Source organism: Pseudomonas izuensis (assembly GCF_002356535.2).
Lineage (GTDB): Bacteria > Pseudomonadota > Gammaproteobacteria > Pseudomonadales > Pseudomonadaceae > Aquipseudomonas > Aquipseudomonas izuensis.
This window is the reverse complement of the sequence record NZ_AP017423.2, coordinates 2,775,138-2,792,563: the sequence shown is the minus strand read 5'-3', so window position 1 is coordinate 2,792,563 and position 17,426 is coordinate 2,775,138. Positions and strand designations below refer to the sequence as shown.

Below are 17,426 nucleotides of genomic sequence, written 5' to 3'. Positions count from 1 at the left end.
GTTGCCATGAACTTGAATTTATCCGAAGAGCAGCAAATGTTGCTCAACTCCGTCACCCGCCTTTTCAGCGTTGAGTCCAGCCCTGCACGCGTGCGCGCAGCAGAAGCCAGTGGGTTCGACGCTGACTTGTGGCAGCAACTGGTGGATTTCGGTATTACAACCATGCGCATATCGGCATCCGCCGGTGGTTCAAACATGGGACTGCTGGAGGCACTCCTGGTTGCCGAGGAAGCCGGACGCCATCTGGTCTCGGTGCCTCTGGCCGAATCGCTGCCAGCGGCGCGCCTGCTGGCACAGCTCGACAGCCCGGCCGCAACAGCGCTGCTCGATCAGGCCAAACAGGGCCAATTGATCACGCTCGCCCCGCAGCCCTACGATGCGGGGCGATCCATTGCCCTGCCGGGTGCCAATGCCGCGATTGCCGTGCTTGTTCGTCAGGGCGATGCCATTCTGGCCCTGACAGGGCTGGCGGCAAAACCGCCAAGCGCCAATCTTGGCGCCGATAGCGTGCAGATACTGGCCGCCGATGACCACGCGGTCGAGAGCCACCTGGTCGCCAGCGGTATCGAGTCCTGCCGCGCATTCGAGCAAGCCGTGGAGGAGTGGAAACTGCTCAAGGCAGCCATGCTGACGGGCCTTGCCCATCAGGCATTGAAGCTGGCTGCTGCTTATTCATGCGAGCGCCAGCAGTTCGGTCGAGCTATCGGTGGTTTTCAGGGTATCGCCCATCCATTGGCCGACGCCCTGACCGAAATCGAAGGCGGCCAACTGCTGGTGCGGCATGCGGTCTGGGGCATCGCGCGACAGCAACCCGATGCAGCCGCATTGGTCTCGATGGCCTGGTGGTGGGCAACGCAATCTGCCGGGCGTGCGGTAGCCCGTGCGCTGCATACTTTCGGTGGCTACGGCGTTTCACTGGAATACGACGTGCAACTGTATTACCGCCGGGCGAAAGCCTGGGGGATGCTCAATGGCGACCCGCAGCTTGAACTGGACAGGGTTGCCGCACGTTTGTGGAGTGACGGTCACACCGTCGCCCTGCCAGAGGTCGGTGAGGTCAATCTGGAATTCGGCCACGGGCCGCAGGCAGCCGTGTTTGCCGAGGAGGTGCGAGCGTTTTTCCGCACACATCTGACCGACGAATTGAAAGCCCACGCCCATCATTCGGTCGATGGCTACCATGCCGGCTTTAACCGCATGCTGGCCGACGCAGGCCTGCTGTTTCCCCATTGGCCTGCCGAGTTCGGTGGCCGAGGCAAAAACGCTTTTGACATGGCCGCCTTGCAGGAAGTGTTCGAAACGCACAACTGGCAGCGCATCACCACCCCGATCACCAACCAGGTAGCGCAGATCGTCATGCGCTTCGCCAGCGACGAAGTCAAAACAGAAGCCCTGCCCCGCTTTGCCAGTGGCGAAGCGTTGGCTTGCCTGGGCTTCAGCGAGCCTTCGTGCGGCTCCGACGTTTTTGCCGCGAGGACGCGTGCCACGCGCACCCTTGATGGCAACTGGGTCATCAACGGGCAGAAGATGTTCACTACCGCCGCCAACCTGGCGGACTATGTTTTCCTGCTGGTGCGGACCAACCCCGATGTGCCCAAGCATGCAGGCCTGACGCTGTTCCTGGTGCCGATGGACTTGCCGGGCATCGAAGTCCATCCGGTGCATACCCTGCAGGATGAGCGCACCAACATTACCTACTTGAGCGAAGTTGTCGTCGCCGATCGCTATCGGATCGGTGAAATCGACGGTGGCACCGCTGTCATGGCCGCGACCCTGGAGCTGGAGCACGGCGGTGATCAGTACCGCATCAGTTTCGAAAACATGTACAAGCATGCGCTGGCCTGGGCGCAATCGACTCAGCGTGATGGCCACCCCATGTTGGCAAATGCCGATGTACAACGCCGACTGGCACGTGTGGCGGTACACACGACCATTGCCCGCGACCTGTGCTACCGGACCATTTGGGGCGTACAGGAGCAAGTGCCTGGCCGCGCCGCCTTCGGACCGATGTCGAAACTGTTTTCCACTGAACAATACCAGCGTGATGCCCTCGACTTGATGGACCTCTGCGCACCCGACACCCTGCTGCAATCAAACACCGGGCTAGGGCATGTGGAGCTGGGTTATCGGCAGTCGATCGGCATGACGATCTACGGCGGTACCAGCGAGATCCATCGCAGCCTGATTGCCGAACAGGCACTCGGCATGCCGCGCTCCAGGACCTGAGGATCCACAGATGCCGCGCTTGCAGCTTGAGCTTCCGGAAGAATCTTTCTGCTTCAGCACAACGTTCAGGGTGCGCATGAGCGAAATCAATGCTGGAAATCACGTGGGCAACGACAGGCTGATTTCCTTGATTTCGGATGCGCGTACGCTGTTCCTGTGCCACTACGGCATGCCACCCGAGGATGTCGCTAACAGTCGCCACGGTACGCTGATCACCGATCTGGCAACCATTTACAAGGCGCCCGCTTATTTCAATGATCAATTGCTTATAGAAGTGGGGGTGACGGACCTGAACACCTATGGAGGGGATTTTATCTATCGCATTACACGCAAGCACGACGCGCGCGTGATTGCACTGGCAAAGAATGGCTTCGTTTTCTTCGATTTTGTCGCTTCGAAAGTCGTGGAAGTACCTACTGAGTTCAAGGAGCGCTTCAGTACTCACTTACAACATTGACCCCTACTACAGCGAGGTCGCAGGTCTGTGCAACCTGCGACCTCGCCATTTTCAAACCCCTCTGAAATTGGGTGGGCGCTTGCCCATGAACGCCTCGACTGCTTCGCGATGGTCCTGGGTCAGGTACAACGCCGCCTGGTTATCCATCTCGTAGCCCAGCGCCTCATCAAGAGTGCCCATGCCACGAGACAATGCAGAGCGTACCAGCGCCACAGAAAGCGGCGCGTGAGCAGTAAAGCTTTGCGCCAGGCTGACTGCCGTAGGCAACAAATCATCGTCTTCGGACACCAGAGTATCGATTATCCCTAGCTTCAATCCTTCCTCGGCTTCGACCACCGCTGCGCTATAGAACAACCGTCGCGCCTGCGCCACACCAATGCGCTGTGGAAGACTCCAGAGCAATCCAAGGTCCGGAACCAACCCTACCTTGGCAAAGGAAGAAACGAACTTGGCGCTTGGCGCTGCCACGACATAGTCGGCTGCGGCGGCCAATGAAAACCCGGCGCCCGCGGCATAACCTTGCACCGCGGCGATCACCGGTTTGTTGCCAGAAACCATCGCCTTGACCACCCGGTGCCCGAGCACCATCCGTCCACGACCGACGGGTAGCGGACGCTCGGCCGACATGCCGGAAACATCGCCACCGGAACAAAAATGCCCATTGGCGCCGTTGATCACAATGGCCCGGCACTCGACGTCTTCGTTAAGTGCCTCGAGACAATCGGCGAGAACAGTGAGCAAATCACGGGACAAGGCGTTTCGAGTCTTGGCATTGTTCAACGTCACAACCGCCACGGCACCGTGGCGTTCCAGCAAAACCAGGTCATTCATAGTTGGCTCCATTGGCAAGAAGGCCGCGCAATAGCGCGATCAGCGCGAGAGGCTGGTCGATCATCATGTGATGGTGGGCACCGGGTATTCCGAACGGACCGCGCCCATCGGGAAGGTCCGCCACGATGCGCTCGGCCATGACCCTGGACACGATCGCGCTGTGCTCGCCATAGACGAAATCCACCGGTCGGTTGACCCTGGGCAGCAAGCTCGCTGCCAACTCCTCCTGCGCGACCCCGGAGGGCATCATCGGGTCGAACTTCCAGCACAGGCCCTGTTCATGCTCGGCCAATGAATGCCGGGCGATGTGATCGACGATGTACGGCAAGGCAACAGGCTGCTCCGGCAACAGGCGATAACGCCCCAGCGCCGTCGCCTGGTCCGGGTAAAAACGTCGTGGTGCAGGCTTGACTGGATCGAAAGGCGGGATGTCCTCGGGATAAACCACCAGGGCATCGAGAATGATCAACCGCTGGAAGAGATCAGGGCGGTCGGCACAGGCACGCAGCACCCGCGCTCCCCCGTAGCTGTGACCTACGGCAATGACCGGCCCCAGTCCAGCCTGTTCGATAAAGCCGACGATATCGGCCGCCGCGATCTGAAACGGGTAATCCGAACGATGACCGCTGTCCCCCATCCCGGACAGATCGAGGGCGACAACCCGATAGTGTTCGGCGAAGAACGGCGCTATGCAGTCCCACCAATGGGCATGCGCACGCAGACCATGCACAAACAGCAGCACCGGCTTGTCAGCATTGAGTGGCGACCAGCTCAGGTAATGAAGCGAGATACCCTCGACGCTGACGCGATGTGATTGTCCCGCCTGGGCGATAGCCCGGCTAAACCAGCTGGGCACCTCCTGGGCGCGGCGACCTAAGGCAGCCTGGGCGAAAGAGGCGCTCAGCATGATCGATCAACGCTGATTGAATTTAGGTGTGCGCTTCTCACGGAAGGCCGCAATGGCCTCGACATGATCCTTGCTCGCCGAGGAAACGTTTTCGTAAGCCATACCCACGTCCATCATGCTCGCCGCCATCTGGCGCAGCGGTACGTTGATGGTCGATTTGCTCCAGCGCAGAGACTGTACCGGCATGGCAGCGAGTTTATCGGCGTAGGCGTCGACGTAGGCATCCAGTTCGGCAGCTGGCATGGCGGCGTTGACCATACCAAACTCGACGCCCTGTTTAGCGGTGAACTTCTCACCCGTGAACAGGTAGTGCTTGGCGCGGGCATAGCCCATCAGGTACGGCCACATGATCTGCCCACCGTCGCCGCTGATCAGACCGACGTTGTTGTGCGGATCGCCAAAGCGTGCGGTCTCGGCGGCGAAGACCACATCGCAGAACACTGCAACGGTAGCGCCCAGGCCAATCGCATCGCCGTTGACCTTGGCGATGATCGGCTTGTCGCATTCCAGCATGCCGTTGACGATGCGCTTGGCTTCGCGAACGCAACGATAGAACTCGGTCGGGTTGTCATGCAGCCATTGCATGTACTCGATATCGCCGCCGGCACTGAAGGCGCGGCCAGCACCAGAGACAACAATGATGTCGCTTTCAGTATCTTCAACCAAGTCGTAGAACAACCAGGACAACTCGGTGTGCGACACGCCGGCGAAGCTGTTGAGCTTTTCTGGCTGGTTGAAAGTCACGTTCAGAACACGGCCACGACGTTCGAAAGCAATCGTCTTATAGTCAGCGAAATTCATCATCACCCTCCAAGGGCCTTTTGTTGTTAAACTTATCGAAAGCTGACATTTGGTCAGTTATGTGTAGAATGTATAGCACCAGAAACAGCGACGCAAGCCCAAAAAAGCCAAGAAAAAAACAATAACCAACTGACATTCATTTTTAGGAGCTTCCCATGCGGATATTTGCGGCAACCTCGCGCTATGTTCAGGGCGATGCGGCACTCGATGAATTGGGCCGCCATTGCAAAGTGCTGGGCAGGAGTGCCCTGGTGATCACCGACGCCGACATGGCCCGGTTGCTGGGTGACCGCGTGCTGGCGAGCTTCAAGGCAGCCGACGTTGCCTGTGCACTTGAAGTCTTTCCGGGGGAAATCACCCATGCCGCCATTACCGCACTGGCTCAGGACAGTTTGCGGTTCGGTGCCGACATGGTGGTGGGTCTGGGCGGCGGTAAGGCTCTGGACACCGCCAAGGGTGTCGCCTTGAAGCTGGGCTTGCGCAGCATCAGTGTGCCAACCATCGCCTCGAACGATGGCCCTGCCAGTGCCGCCATTGCCGTGTACGACGATGAACACATCATGCAGGACATCCTCCATTTGCCACGCAACCCAGACCTGGTGCTGGTCGATACAGGCGTCATTGCCAATGCCCCGGCACGTTTTCTGCGCGCCGGTATTGGCGATGCCATTTCAAAGAAATTCGAAGCCCAGGCTTGCGCCTCCGCCGGTGCCCATACCCTGCTGGGTACCCCGGCATCGCTGACTGGCCTGATGGCCGCCGATGCCTGCTACAGCATCATTCGCAAACACGCCGCCGCGGCGTTGCGCGCCGTCGAAGCCAAGCAGGTCAACGATGATCTGGAGGCACTGGTCGAAGCCACGGTACTGCTCAGCACGATCAGTTTCGAGAACGGTGGCTTGTCGGTTTCCCACGCCATTGCTCGCGGCTTCTCTTATTTGCAGCGAGCCAAGGGCACACTGCATGGCGATCACGTTGCCTACGGCTTGCTCGTCCAATTGGTGCTGGAAAATCGCCCGCTGGCGTTCATTGAAGAGCTGATCGGCTTCTATCATGAGATTGGGCTGCCGACGCTGTTGCAAGACTTTGGCCTGCTGCAGCCGAGTGATAAAGAGATTCGCGAGCTGGCCGAGAAGTCCATGGTCAGCCCAAGTGCCGCGCGATTCTCCCCCCCAGTCGATGCCAATCAATTGGAGGCGGCTATCAAGCGCGTAGAACAACTGGGCGGATAACTTCCTGAGTGCAGCAAAAAGGGGAGCCTGGGCTCCCCTTTTTGCTGCCTGGAACTTTTTGCTGCCCGGAACTCTTTGTTGCCTGGAGCTTAGGAAAAACGCGCGAGCAATTCAGCCATGCCCGGGGATGGAATCATTTTTGCCGGGTTGTAGAACGGCGACAGCACCTTGACCAAGCGCTTCTTGCTGGCCTTGGAAATTTTCGCCTTCAGCAGCTTCTGGCGCTCGATGGATGCCGAGCGTTGTTCTTCGGTCATGCCTTCGCGATCTTTGTCAGTCAAGTAAGCCGCCACTCGCGCGGTGTGCGAACCAATGTGCTTGACCGCATAGCCGAAGGCCCAGACTCGATACAGCCAGGCGAACAGGCCATTGCCATACAGCGCCTTATAGGCCTGGAAGCACACTTCCCGGTGTTCGAACTCTTCTGCCAGGTGCCATTTCCACAAGTCCACCGCCTCTTGGTCGGCGCCTTCGAGGTACTCGTTCAGTTCTTCGAAAAAGACCTGTCCGGCCGACGAACCCATGGCCTCGAAACCTTCGCAATAGGCGACATTGAAGCGCAGTGATTTTGTGTCGAGGAAACGCTGGTAATCCTCCTTGTAAGGTTTCTCCAGGCCCTGCATGCCTTCGTAACCTGACTTGTAGAGCATCTTGTTGAAAGCCACGTGCTGCTTGCAGTGCTGCACTTCCTGCTTGTTGAAAATCTCGATGCTCTCGCGCAACTTAGGATGGCTTTCGCCAAGGGCATCCTTGACGCGCATCATGACTTTGACCAGAAACGGTTCGATATGTGCAGGTACCGTGGAAAACGCATTGTAGCTCTGGGCAAATTCATGGACCGGTGCCCAATGGGGTCGAATACTGGAAAAATCGAAGTTGGGTAGACGGACTTTCATCGCCACGGTTCCTCTTATTGTTATTGATTGTGCTCAAGTCGGGCCGCAGGTACCCAACTGCAAGAATAATAAATGACTGTTTGTCAGTTGTATTCCTATCCAGGCTCCGCGTCAATCGCCACGGAGCCCCTCGGACTAACGGCGGGCCACCACGGATGCGCCCCAGCGGCGGATATCTTCGACGAAATCCTTGGGTACCTCCATCGCCGCAAAATGCCCGCCTTCAGGCAATGACGTCATGTCAGCCAGGTTGTAGACCAACTCGATCCGGCTGCGTGGCGCCACAGGCGTCAGCGCGTCACCCGAGTACTCGGCGAACGTCGTCGGGGTTTCACAGCGAACACCAGCAGGCAGTAGCGTGAAACCATCCTTGACCACACCGGGGTAATACCAGAGCGCACTGGTGAAGCTGCCGGTCATCACATACAGCACGATGTTGCTCAGCAGAGTGTCCAGGTCGAAGACCTGTTCGAAGCTGCGCTGACGCAAATCCGCCCAGTCATGAAAGCGCTCCAGTATCCAGGCTGCCTGGCCCATTGGATTGTCCGCGGCGGCCCAGGCAATCGACTGTGGCTTGCTCATCTGTACTGCTGCATAACCGCTGTAGGCCCGCTGGGCGGCTTCGGCCTGGCGCTGCCAATTGAGCTCAGCGTCGTCTCGCGGTGGTGTCAGCGAGCGAAAGCCCAGCATGTTCAGATGAATCGCTTCGACATGCTTGCCATGGTCCAGGCCAAGCCAGGATGTGACGATGGAGCCCCAATCGCCGCCTTGAGCCAGATAGCGCGGGTAGCCCAGTACCTCAGTCATCAGCTTGTTCCACAGGTTCGCCGTCTGACGCTGACTGAAGACGCCAGGTGGTTTGCCGCTGAAACCGAAGCCCGGCAGGCTTGGGATAACCAGGTCGAAGGCCTGGTCGGCAGTGCCGCCATGGCGTGACGGGAACGCCAGCGGCTCAATGACGTCCCAGAATTCCAGGTGCGAGCCCGGCCAGCCATGGGTCAACAGCAATGGCCGACGCCCTTCGGCTTCGCCTTTGACATGGACGAAATGCACGTCCAGGCCGTCGATCTCGGCGATGAATTGTGGGTAACGATTGAGCCGGTCCTGGCAGGCCTGCCAGTTGAACGATTCAAGCCAGTGGCGTTGCAGTCGATGCAAAAACTCACTGTCACAGCCCAGCGTCCAGCCGCTACCGGCAGGCGCCGGGGGTAATCTACAATCCTCGACCTTGCGCATCACCCTCGTGATTTCGGCATCGGTCCATTGCACTTCGAAGGCTTTCATATCAGCTCCAGGTCCAGTTGGGATCGCGCTTTTCCATTTGGGCACGGCGCGCTTCGGTGGAATCGTTGTAGCGCGTCACCCGGCCCGTGTAATCCTGCTCGATACGATAACCTTCCTTGAGCCCCAGGTCCTCGACCCGTGTCAGCGATTCCTTGCCCAGACGCAAGCCGATTGGACTGTTGCGAGCGATACTGGCGGCCAGGCCCAGGGCTGCGTCCATCAATTTCTCCGGTGCGACGACCTCCTCGACAGCACCCAATCGATAGAACTCTTGTGCCGGAACCGCCTCGCCCGTGAAAAACATCTTGCGCGTCTTGAACGGCCCGACCAGCCGTTGGAGGTGCCGTGCACCACCGAGCACTCCGACCTTGATTTCCGGAACGGAGAAGGTGGCGTTCTCTGACGCGATAATCAGATCGCAGCACGCCACCAGCACCAACCCGGCACCAATGGCCTTGCCATTGACCGCCGCGATGACCGGCAGCGGACAATCGAGAATGGACCAGAAGCATTCGCGTACGACCGCTCCCGGATCGAGCAAATCAAGGGTGGTGTCGCCTTCGGCGGGTGTTCGGGCATGCCGCCGTGCTGAGTCATTGAGGTCGATCCCGGCACAAAACAGCCGGTCGCCGGGTGCAGTCAACACAATCACACTGGCTTCGGTGGACCGTGCCAAGGCATTGAAAGTGGCGGTCAGCTCACGGATGGCTACCGAATCGAGCGCATTGACCGGTGCACGGTCAAGGGTCACGACAGCAACTCGATCGCGAATTTCGGTGTGCACATGCTGCATTGGCGTGCCTGTAACAGTCGTGCTCATGAAGGGTTATCTCCAGTGGATCAAAGAGTTTCAGCGGTGCCGAGGATCAACGTGGCCTGGCTGGAAAGCGTGCCGCCGTTGGCGTGTGCCAGCGCCAAACGGGCATTGGCGACCTGACGCTGGCCAGCCTCACCCCGTAGCTGCATGCAGGATTCGACAATGGTGAACAACCCGTACATGCCAGGATGGCAGCACGACAAACCACCGCCATTGGTGTTGACCGGCAATGAACCACCCGGGGCGATGTTGCCACCCGACACGAAGTGACCGCCCTCGCCTTTCGGGCAAAACCCGAGGTCTTCGAGAAACAGCAGGGTATTGATGGTGAAGGCGTCATACAGCTGCACCACGTCGATATCCGCCGGGGTGACACCGGCCAGTGCGTAGGCACGCTGGCCCGATTCACGCGCAGCCGTCACGGTAAGGTCCTGCGACTGGTCGACACCCGAATACCAGGTCGCCGCTGCACCACCGAGCAGGTACACCGGACGCGCCTGCAGGTCACGGGCGCGGTCGGAGCGAGTCAGCACAATCGCCGCCGCACCGTCGGTAACCAGGCAGCAGTCACGCACGCTCAACGGATCGGAAACCATCCGCGCTTTCAAGCAGTCTTCGATGGTCAATTCATCCCTGACAAACGCATCCGGGTTGAGTTGGGCCCACTTGCGCGCCGCCACGGCGACCTCGGCCAGATGCTCACGGGTCGTGCCGTACTGGTGCATGTGGCGCGCGGCAGCCAGTGCATAGGACGAAAGCGGCGTCAGCGGCTTGTATGGCTTCTCGTAAGGTGAAGGCAAGCGCATTGAAACGAGCCCGCCAGACGCCGTGCGTTGGTTACTGCCGTAAATGATCAATGCCGTGTCGCAATAACCGCTTTCGAGCATCAGGGTGGCGGCGATCACATGGGAATGAAAGGCCGAGCCCCCGGTGCGGTTGTTTTCTGTAAAGCGTGGCTGGATGCCGAGGTATTCCGCCGCGCTCAAACCTGACAATGCGTCATCTGGTGTGCAGACGAACAGTGCATCGACCTCCTGCAGGCTGACGTTGGCATCCTTGAGTGCCAGGACGGCGGCCTTGGCGGCCAGGTCCAGCGATCGCATGCCCGGGGACTCGCCCATGCCATAGGTGGCAGCGCCGACGATTGCCACCTGCCCTCGAGGAAAACGCTCCATTGCTGCACTCCGCTTCGGTCCGGTCGATACCGGCGATTGGTCTGGACTTCGAAATAATAACTAACATAGTATCAGCTATGACGACAAATTAGCCTAAGCAAACGCACGCTGCAATAGCGTCATGGCTAATGCGTAAACAGGCCATAAAAAGGACCGGTACCCATGAGCGAGATCCCACAGCAAAAAGCCGATGAATCCCAGGCCCCTCCCGCCTGGTTCAAATGGGCACTGGAGCACCCTGGTCGTTCGCACTACATCGAAGCCAACGGCAGCCGACTGCACCTGCTGTCCTGGAACTTCGAGGCACGCGACAAGCCCGTTCTGTTGTTCGTCCACGGCTTTCGCGGACATGCCCATTGGTGGGATTTCATCGCACCGTTCTTCGCCGAGCGGTACCGGGTCATCGCCCTGGATCTATCGGGAATGGGCGACAGCGCCCACCGCGCCAGCTACGGCCCACATACCCTGGCCGAAGATGTCATTGCCGTCGCCGAGTGGCTGGACACGCCGCGCTTGATTGCAATCGGCCACAGCTACGGTGGCTCCCGCGTGCTACGCGCCTGTGCCGATCGTCCGGAGCTGTTCGAGCGACTGATCATCATTGACAGCTACGTGGTGTTTTCCGATCAGGAAGCGGTCAAGGAGCCCGCGAAAATTCGCGGTGACCGTGAATACCCGGACATTGAAACCGCCGTTGCACGTTTCCGGCTGCTACCGCAGCAGCCCGACGCAATGCCCTGCCTGGTCGAACATGTGGCCAGGCATTCAGTGCGCGCGACGGCCACCGGCGTGCGCTGGAAGTTCGACGCCAATCTGCCACCCGGTGGCGCACGCGAAGCCGACGGCGAACAACTCCTGTCCAGGATCAAGCGTCCCGTCGCGTACGTGTTCGGCGAGCGCAGTGTCGTCGTTTCCCCAGCCATGGCTCACCGCATCGTCAACCACCTCACGGATGCCCGCGGCCCCATCGCCATACCCGACGGGCACCACCACTTGATGTTCGACCAGCCCATCGCATTGATCAGCACGCTGCGCGCGCTGCTTGCCTAACCCCTGCTTTTTGTCAGCCCGAGGACCCGAACCATGGCCATCGATTACCACAAGCTGCTGGATCTGCAGATCCCCGATACACAGCAGAGTTACACCCACAAGGACAGCATTCTTTACGCCCTGAGCCTGGGTTACGGCAGCGATCCGCTGGACGCCCATCAGCTGCCCCTGGTGTATGAGGCCGAGTTGCGAGCAGTACCCACAATGGGCGTGGTGCTCGCACACCCCGGCTATTGGCCGCGCACCCTCGACACAGGGCTTGATTGGGTGCGCATCGTGCATGCCGAGCAAGGCCTGGTCTTGCACAAACCATTGCCCGCCCAAGCCCGGGTTATCGGCAAATCCCGGGTCGTCGACATCATCGACAAGGGTGCGGACAAGGGCGCGCTGATCACCTACGAGCGACGCATTCTGGAGGCCGACAGTGGCGAGCCGTTGTGCACCATCAGCCAGACCATGCTGGCACGCGGCGACGGCGGTTTCGGTGGTCCGCAACGCAGTGCCCCAGCGCCCCACACCGTGCCTGAGCGTGCCCCCGAACACATCATTGATCTGGTGACGGCCGAAAACATGGCGCTGCTTTATCGCTTGAATGGCGACTGGAACCCTTTGCACGCCGATCCACAGGTGGCCGCCAAAGCCGGTTTTCAAAAGCCGATTTTGCATGGACTGGCGACCTGGGGTCTGGCGGGGCGCGCGATCATGCAAGCGGTGTGTGCATTCGATGGTCGCCAGATTGGGTCCATCTTCGGGCGCTTCACCGCCCCGGCCTACCCCGGTGAAACCTTCCGCACGGAGATCTGGGTCGATGGCCCGGTCATCTCCTTCCGAGTTCGCAGCATTGAACGCGATGTAGTGGTCATCAATAACGGTCGAGCCGAACTCAGAGGCTGAAACCAATAACAACAAAGGAGCACCTCATGACACCCAATGACATTCGCCTGGACGGTAAAGTCGCCCTGATTACCGCTGGCGCCAATGGTATCGGCGCCGGCATTGCCGTGAACCTGGCCCGCTTCGGCGCCCGCGTGGCCATCGCCGATATCGACCGCGCGAGCGGCGAGCAGTTGGTGCAAAACATCGAGAAAGAAGGCGGCCAGGCGCTGTTCCTGGAAACCGACGTCAACCACACGGAGCAGATCACTGCTGCCGTGGCACGAACCGCCGAGCATTTCGGCCGCCTCGATATTTTGGTCAATAACGCCGGTGGCGTGCGCAATAGCAGTTTTCTGGAGCAAAGCGAGCGAAGCTGGCGGCGTCATATCGACTTCAATTTCATCAGCATGCTGACAGCCACCCAAGCAGCCGCGAAGGTGATGGTGGAAGCCGGCCAGGGCGGCACCATTATCAATATCGCCAGCAGCGAAGGCTTGCGCGCGGCGCCGGGGTTTGCCGTGTACGCCGCTTGCAAGGCCGGCATGATCAGTTTCAGCCGTTCGATGGCATTGGAGCTTTCCGGGCATGGCATTCGCGTGCATGCATTGGCGCCGGACATGATCATGACCGAGGGTCTGAGGCCCTATATGGAGGCCGGCGGCGAAGCAGGCAAAGCCGCCCGCGATCGTTACATCCCGCTTGGGCGCACCGGATCGACCGATGAGTTGGCTGGCGTTGTGGTGTTTCTGGTGTCGAACATGGCGTCCTATGTCACCGGCTTGACCGTGCCGGTGGATGGCGGTGCCATCGCCTCCAGTGGCTGGACCCGGTCGCCCACCACCGGCGAATGGAACCTCTACCACGCTTGAGTAGCAGCCGAAGGCTTGCGGTAAGTAATCCGCAAGCCTTCGGGCACCGATTACTCGCTGGACAGCAACACGGCCCCGGCCAATGGGCCGCCGCCATTACTCGCCACCGCCAGGTGCGGTTGACCCGGTACTTGCCGGGCCCCGCCTTCGCCGCGCAACTGGACCACCGCCTCATGCACATGGCCGAGCCCATGCAGACGGCCGGCCGACAGTTGGCCGCCGTGGGTGGCCATTGGCAACTGGCCGTCCAGGGCAATACGCTGACCGCCTTCGACGAACGCCGCCGCCTCACCGCGCCCACAGAAGCCCAGCCCCTCCAGCCACAGCAGACTGAGAAAACTGAAGCCGTCATACAGCGCGGCAACCTTCACGTCGGCAGGCTTGTAATCGGTACGTTGCCAAAGCCGCCGACCGGCCTCTTCGGCGCAATAGCGCGTCAGATCGCCCATCTGATCCCAAGCGTCGCGACCGGTGAACGGGCCGCAAATTGATTCGATATTGACCGGCCGCGAGCGCAAGTCCTGCGCCGTATCACGGTGAGAAACGATCAGCACCGTCGAGCCATCCACCGGCACGTCGCAGTCGTACAGGCAAAGCGGCGTCGACACCATGCGCGATGCCAGATACTGCTCCATGCTCAGCGGCTCGCGATAGACCGCCTTGGGGTTGAGTGCCGCATTGCGCCGGGCATTGAGCGCAACCGCCGCCAGCTGCTCGCGGGTCGCGCCAAACTCATGGAAGTAACGGCTGGCAACCAGCCCCACCCAGTTGGCCGCCGACGCCGCCTGAAACGGCACCTGGAATTCGCCAAAGCCCGATACACGCCCTTCTCCTCCTACGGAGCTTGAGCGCACGCCCGTTGCCAATGCGCTGGATTCGGTGACGGTGCGAAAACAGATGACGTGCCTGGCCTGACCCGAAGCGACTGCCATGCAGGCATTGATCAAGGCGCTCATCTGCGTCGCTTCGTTACCGGCACTGTACCAACCCAGCTCCAGCCCCAGCGATTCCTTGACCTGACCAATAGACACCGGGGAAAAAGCCGGCATATCGGCACGGTAGCCCGGCCAGCTGGCAACACCGTCGATGTCCTTGCGGTCCAGGCCGGCATCCTCAAGGGCCGCCAATATGGCTTCCAGCGTCAGGTCCAGGCCACTACGTCCCAGCCTGCGACCCACTGCCGATTGCCCGATGCCGGAGATGATCGCTTGGCGCTCTGGAGCCGTGGTCATGAAAATTCCTCTAGTTTTTGATCTCGAGTCACCGCCGCTCTCCGTTTCGGATTTGGCGATATGCAATTGTCGGGGTCTTGAGTATTGACCCACCTGCAACACTGCGGCAGACTCTAAAAAATGTCAAACAGTCAGTTATTGGAATTTGCGGGTGTTACGCAGGTCTGGAACTGGCGCTAAGATAGCGGGAAATCTCTGCTCTCGTCCCGAGCGTGGAGAGGCACCTACAAAAACAATATTCGAGGTGAAGATCCATGGCAGCACGTGAACCCGGCTGGAGCACTGACCAGCTAGACACCATCAACGCCGTCTTGCAGCGCGCTACCGAGAAATATGGTGACCGCCAATTCATGGATTTTCTGGGCGACACCTACAGCTTTGCCGATATCAACCAGACCGCCTGTCGCCTGGCCAATGGCTTGAGCAAACTGGGGGTCAAGAAAGGCCAGACCGTGGTCACGCTGCTGGATAACTCCGCCGACGCTGTCTTTATCTGGTTTGCCATCAATAAACTCGGTGCCGTCAGTGTGCCGGTCAACACGGCACTCAAGGGTGAGTTCCTGCGTCATCAAGTGGGCGACGCCGCCGCCAACGTGGTCATCGCCGAAAGCGATTACGCCGATCGGGTCGCGGCCATTGCTGACAGGCTGCCTGAGCTCACCACCCTGGTTCACCGCGGTGCCGTACCGACCGTAAGCATCAAGCAGACACTGCTGGCCTGGAATGACCTGCTCAGCGACGACGCCAGAGAGCCGGACGTGCAAGTCATGCCCCATGACCTCGCCATGCTGATCTACACCGGCGGCACCACCGGCCCTTCCAAGGGCTGCATGGTCAGCCACAACTATACGTGCAGCCTGGCGCGGCAAATGCTGGTGATTACCAATCGCCAGGAAGACACCATTACCTGGTCGCCGCTGCCACTGTTCCACCTCAATGCGGTGGCCACCACGGTCGTTGCCAACATGATGGTCGGTGCCCGGATCGCCATTTACCCGCGCTTCTCGGTGTCCAATTTCTGGCCGCAGATCGAACGTACCGGCGCCAACGATGTGCAATTGCTCGCCGCGATGATGCCCATGCTGGCAGGCGCGCCGGACAACGAATCCAGCCTGCGCTGCCGCGGCCAGGTCAAGGCCGTCTGGGGGGCGCCGTTCCCAGAGGCTGTGCAGCAACAGTGGAAGGAACGATTCGGTGTCACCCACACCGTCTGCGGCGGCTTTGGTCTTACCGAGTGCTCGCTGCCGAGCATTCTGCCGTTCGGTACGGTTGGCAAGCCGGGCAGTTCCGGCCTGCGCAACACCGAAGACTTCGACGTGCGCATCGTCGACGACAATGATGTCGAGCTGCCGCCTAACACACCCGGTGAAATCATTGTTCGCCCCCGCAAACCCAACGTCATGTTCGATGGCTACTGGAAGCGTCCGGAAGACACGCTCAAAGTCATGCGTAACATGTGGTTCCACACCGGCGATATCGGCAAGTTCGACGAGGATGACTTCTTCTATTTCGTCGATCGCAAGAAAGACTATCTGCGTCGTCGCGGCGAGAACATCTCCAGCTTCGAGGTGGAAAGTGCCTTCCTGCAGCACGAAACCGTTGATGAGGTCGCCGCGCACGCCGTGCTCTCAGACCTGGGCGAGGATGAATTGAAGGTCACCATTACCCTCAAGCCAGGCAACGCGCTCAGCGAGGAAGAGCTGTGCCGCTGGGCCGCCGACCAGATGCCCTACTACGCGGTGCCCCGCTACATCGAGTACCGCTCGGCGCTACCGAAAAGCCCGCTGGGACGCATCTACAAGTTCCAGCTGCGCGATGAAGGCGTGACGGCAACCACGTGGGACCGGGAAAAGTCCGGCCTGAAACTGGCCAAACGCTAAATGACGGCGGCCAAGGAGTTTGCCATGCAACCTACACCTGTCTGGTTCACCGGCGGTGCCGGCAATCGCCTGGCCGCTGATGTTTCCGGACCGGAGGACGGCCCACCGATCTTGCTGTTGCACGGTGGTGGCCAGACCCGCCACTCCTGGTCACGGGCACATCGGACACTGGCCAGCGCGGGGTACCGGGTAATCTCCCTGGATGCCAGAGGACACGGGCAATCGGACTGGATCGAAAACGGCGACTACGGCCCGCAATCCCAAGTCGAGGATCTGCTTTCGGTCATCGACACCTTGGGAGCGGCGCCTGCGCTGGTGGGTGCGTCGATGGGCGGGGTCAACTCATTGCTCGCCTGTGCATCGGACCCGAGGCTGGCCTCGTGCCTGATTCTGGTCGATGTCACCCCGCGCCTGGAACTTGAAGGAATCGAACATATCTTCCAGTTCATGACCGGTAATGCCGATGGATTCGGCTCGCTGGCAGAGGCGGCTCAGGTCGTCAGTGCCTACAATCCTCATCGCAAGCAAACGAGCGATACCCGCGGGCTGGAGAAGAATCTCCGACTGCGTGATGACGGGCGTTGGTACTGGCACTGGGACCCGCGTTTCATGGCCGGAGATCATCGTCAGAAGGTTGCCCGCATAGCCCAACGGATGCAGGACGCCGCTGGCAAAATCAATATTCCAACCCTGCTGGTGCGCGGACAACAAAGCGATGTGGTCAGCCCTCAGGGCGCACAAGAATTGCAGGCGATGATTCCTCATATGACCTTCGTCGACGTGGAAGGCGCAGGTCATATGGTTGCTGGCGACAAGAACGACCTGTTCAATGCCGCCATTATCGAGTTCCTCCAACGCCACTACCCGGCACACTAGAAGAGGGCAGCGCGCAT

16 protein-coding genes are annotated in these 17,426 nt (G+C 60.0%); 8 read left to right on the top strand and 8 right to left on the bottom strand.

The annotated features are described in order from the left end of the window. Positions 1 to 6: 6 nt before the first annotated feature. Positions 7 to 2,226 carry an acyl-CoA dehydrogenase family protein gene (locus LAB08_RS12550; RefSeq protein WP_096511905.1) on the top strand — a complete coding sequence of 740 codons (2,220 nt, stop codon included), beginning with the start codon at positions 7 to 9 and terminating at the stop codon, positions 2,224 to 2,226. A 10-nt stretch (positions 2,227 to 2,236) separates the two neighbouring features. Continuing rightward, positions 2,237 to 2,683 carry an acyl-CoA thioesterase gene (locus LAB08_RS12545; protein ID WP_096511906.1) on the top strand — a complete coding sequence of 149 codons (447 nt, stop codon included), beginning with the start codon at positions 2,237 to 2,239 and terminating at the stop codon, positions 2,681 to 2,683. A 51-nt stretch (positions 2,684 to 2,734) separates the two neighbouring features. Here the strand turns inward: LAB08_RS12545 and LAB08_RS12540 are convergent, their stop codons facing one another. From LAB08_RS12540 to LAB08_RS12530, 3 genes are read right to left on the bottom strand one after another with little or no spacing between them, the layout of a single operon-like run. Continuing rightward, positions 2,735 to 3,514 (bottom strand): enoyl-CoA hydratase/isomerase family protein, encoded by a 780-nt coding sequence (locus tag LAB08_RS12540; protein WP_096511907.1) that lies wholly within the window; start codon positions 3,512 to 3,514, stop codon positions 2,735 to 2,737. Further along, on the bottom strand, positions 3,507 to 4,421 hold the full coding sequence (locus tag LAB08_RS12535) for an alpha/beta fold hydrolase (protein ID WP_096511908.1): 915 nt from the start codon (positions 4,419 to 4,421) through the stop codon (positions 3,507 to 3,509). The genes LAB08_RS12540 and LAB08_RS12535 overlap by 8 nt, the downstream gene beginning before the upstream one ends. 6 nt (positions 4,422 to 4,427) lie before the next feature. Further along, on the bottom strand, positions 4,428 to 5,222 hold the full coding sequence (locus tag LAB08_RS12530) for an enoyl-CoA hydratase/isomerase family protein (RefSeq protein ID WP_090469057.1): 795 nt from the start codon (positions 5,220 to 5,222) through the stop codon (positions 4,428 to 4,430). 155 nt (positions 5,223 to 5,377) lie between these two features. Here LAB08_RS12530 and LAB08_RS12525 point away from each other — a divergent pair, with 155 nt between their 5' ends. Then, positions 5,378 to 6,454 carry a glycerol dehydrogenase gene (locus LAB08_RS12525; protein WP_096511909.1) on the top strand — a complete coding sequence of 359 codons (1,077 nt, stop codon included), beginning with the start codon at positions 5,378 to 5,380 and terminating at the stop codon, positions 6,452 to 6,454. A gap of 89 nt (positions 6,455 to 6,543) precedes the next feature. Here the strand turns inward: LAB08_RS12525 and LAB08_RS12520 are convergent, their stop codons facing one another. The 4 genes from LAB08_RS12520 to LAB08_RS12505 form a co-directional block, all read right to left on the bottom strand. Beyond that, positions 6,544 to 7,350, bottom strand: a complete 807-nt coding sequence (locus tag LAB08_RS12520) for a metal-dependent hydrolase (protein WP_096511910.1) — start codon at positions 7,348 to 7,350, stop codon at positions 6,544 to 6,546. Between the two features lie 135 nt (positions 7,351 to 7,485). Beyond that, positions 7,486 to 8,634: an epoxide hydrolase family protein gene (locus LAB08_RS12515; RefSeq protein ID WP_096511911.1), complete on the bottom strand. Its 1,149-nt coding sequence runs from the start codon at positions 8,632 to 8,634 to the stop codon at positions 7,486 to 7,488. A 1-nt stretch (position 8,635) separates the two neighbouring features. Further along, the gene (locus tag LAB08_RS12510; protein WP_239499391.1) at positions 8,636 to 9,454 is read right to left on the bottom strand and encodes an enoyl-CoA hydratase-related protein; all 819 of its coding nucleotides are present in this window, start codon (positions 9,452 to 9,454) and stop codon (positions 8,636 to 8,638) included. 20 nt (positions 9,455 to 9,474) lie between these two features. Then, positions 9,475 to 10,626, bottom strand: coding sequence for a thiolase family protein (locus tag LAB08_RS12505; protein ID WP_090469042.1), 1,152 nt, complete (start codon positions 10,624 to 10,626; stop codon positions 9,475 to 9,477). A gap of 162 nt (positions 10,627 to 10,788) precedes the next feature. On the opposite strand from LAB08_RS12505, the gene LAB08_RS12500 reads away from it, so the two are divergent. The 3 genes from LAB08_RS12500 to LAB08_RS12490 are packed head-to-tail and all read left to right on the top strand — an operon-like array spanning position 10,789 to position 13,421. After that, positions 10,789 to 11,676, top strand: a complete 888-nt coding sequence (locus tag LAB08_RS12500) for an alpha/beta fold hydrolase (RefSeq protein WP_096511913.1) — start codon at positions 10,789 to 10,791, stop codon at positions 11,674 to 11,676. Positions 11,677 to 11,709: 33 nt separating this feature from the next. Then, a complete protein-coding gene (locus LAB08_RS12495; RefSeq protein WP_096511914.1) occupies positions 11,710 to 12,570 on the top strand; it encodes a MaoC/PaaZ C-terminal domain-containing protein in 861 nt (286 codons plus the stop codon). Between the two features lie 26 nt (positions 12,571 to 12,596). Further along, positions 12,597 to 13,421: an SDR family NAD(P)-dependent oxidoreductase gene (locus tag LAB08_RS12490; protein WP_096511915.1), complete on the top strand. Its 825-nt coding sequence runs from the start codon at positions 12,597 to 12,599 to the stop codon at positions 13,419 to 13,421. Between the two features lie 50 nt (positions 13,422 to 13,471). Here the strand turns inward: LAB08_RS12490 and LAB08_RS12485 are convergent, their stop codons facing one another. Beyond that, positions 13,472 to 14,653, bottom strand: a complete 1,182-nt coding sequence (locus LAB08_RS12485; RefSeq protein ID WP_096511916.1) for a thiolase family protein — start codon at positions 14,651 to 14,653, stop codon at positions 13,472 to 13,474. 254 nt (positions 14,654 to 14,907) lie between these two features. On the opposite strand from LAB08_RS12485, the gene LAB08_RS12480 reads away from it, so the two are divergent. Further along, positions 14,908 to 16,533 carry an AMP-binding protein gene (locus LAB08_RS12480; protein WP_096511917.1) on the top strand — a complete coding sequence of 542 codons (1,626 nt, stop codon included), beginning with the start codon at positions 14,908 to 14,910 and terminating at the stop codon, positions 16,531 to 16,533. Positions 16,534 to 16,557: 24 nt separating this feature from the next. Continuing rightward, positions 16,558 to 17,409 (top strand): alpha/beta fold hydrolase, encoded by an 852-nt coding sequence (locus tag LAB08_RS12475; protein WP_096515424.1) that lies wholly within the window; start codon positions 16,558 to 16,560, stop codon positions 17,407 to 17,409. Positions 17,410 to 17,426: the final 17 nt, after the last annotated feature.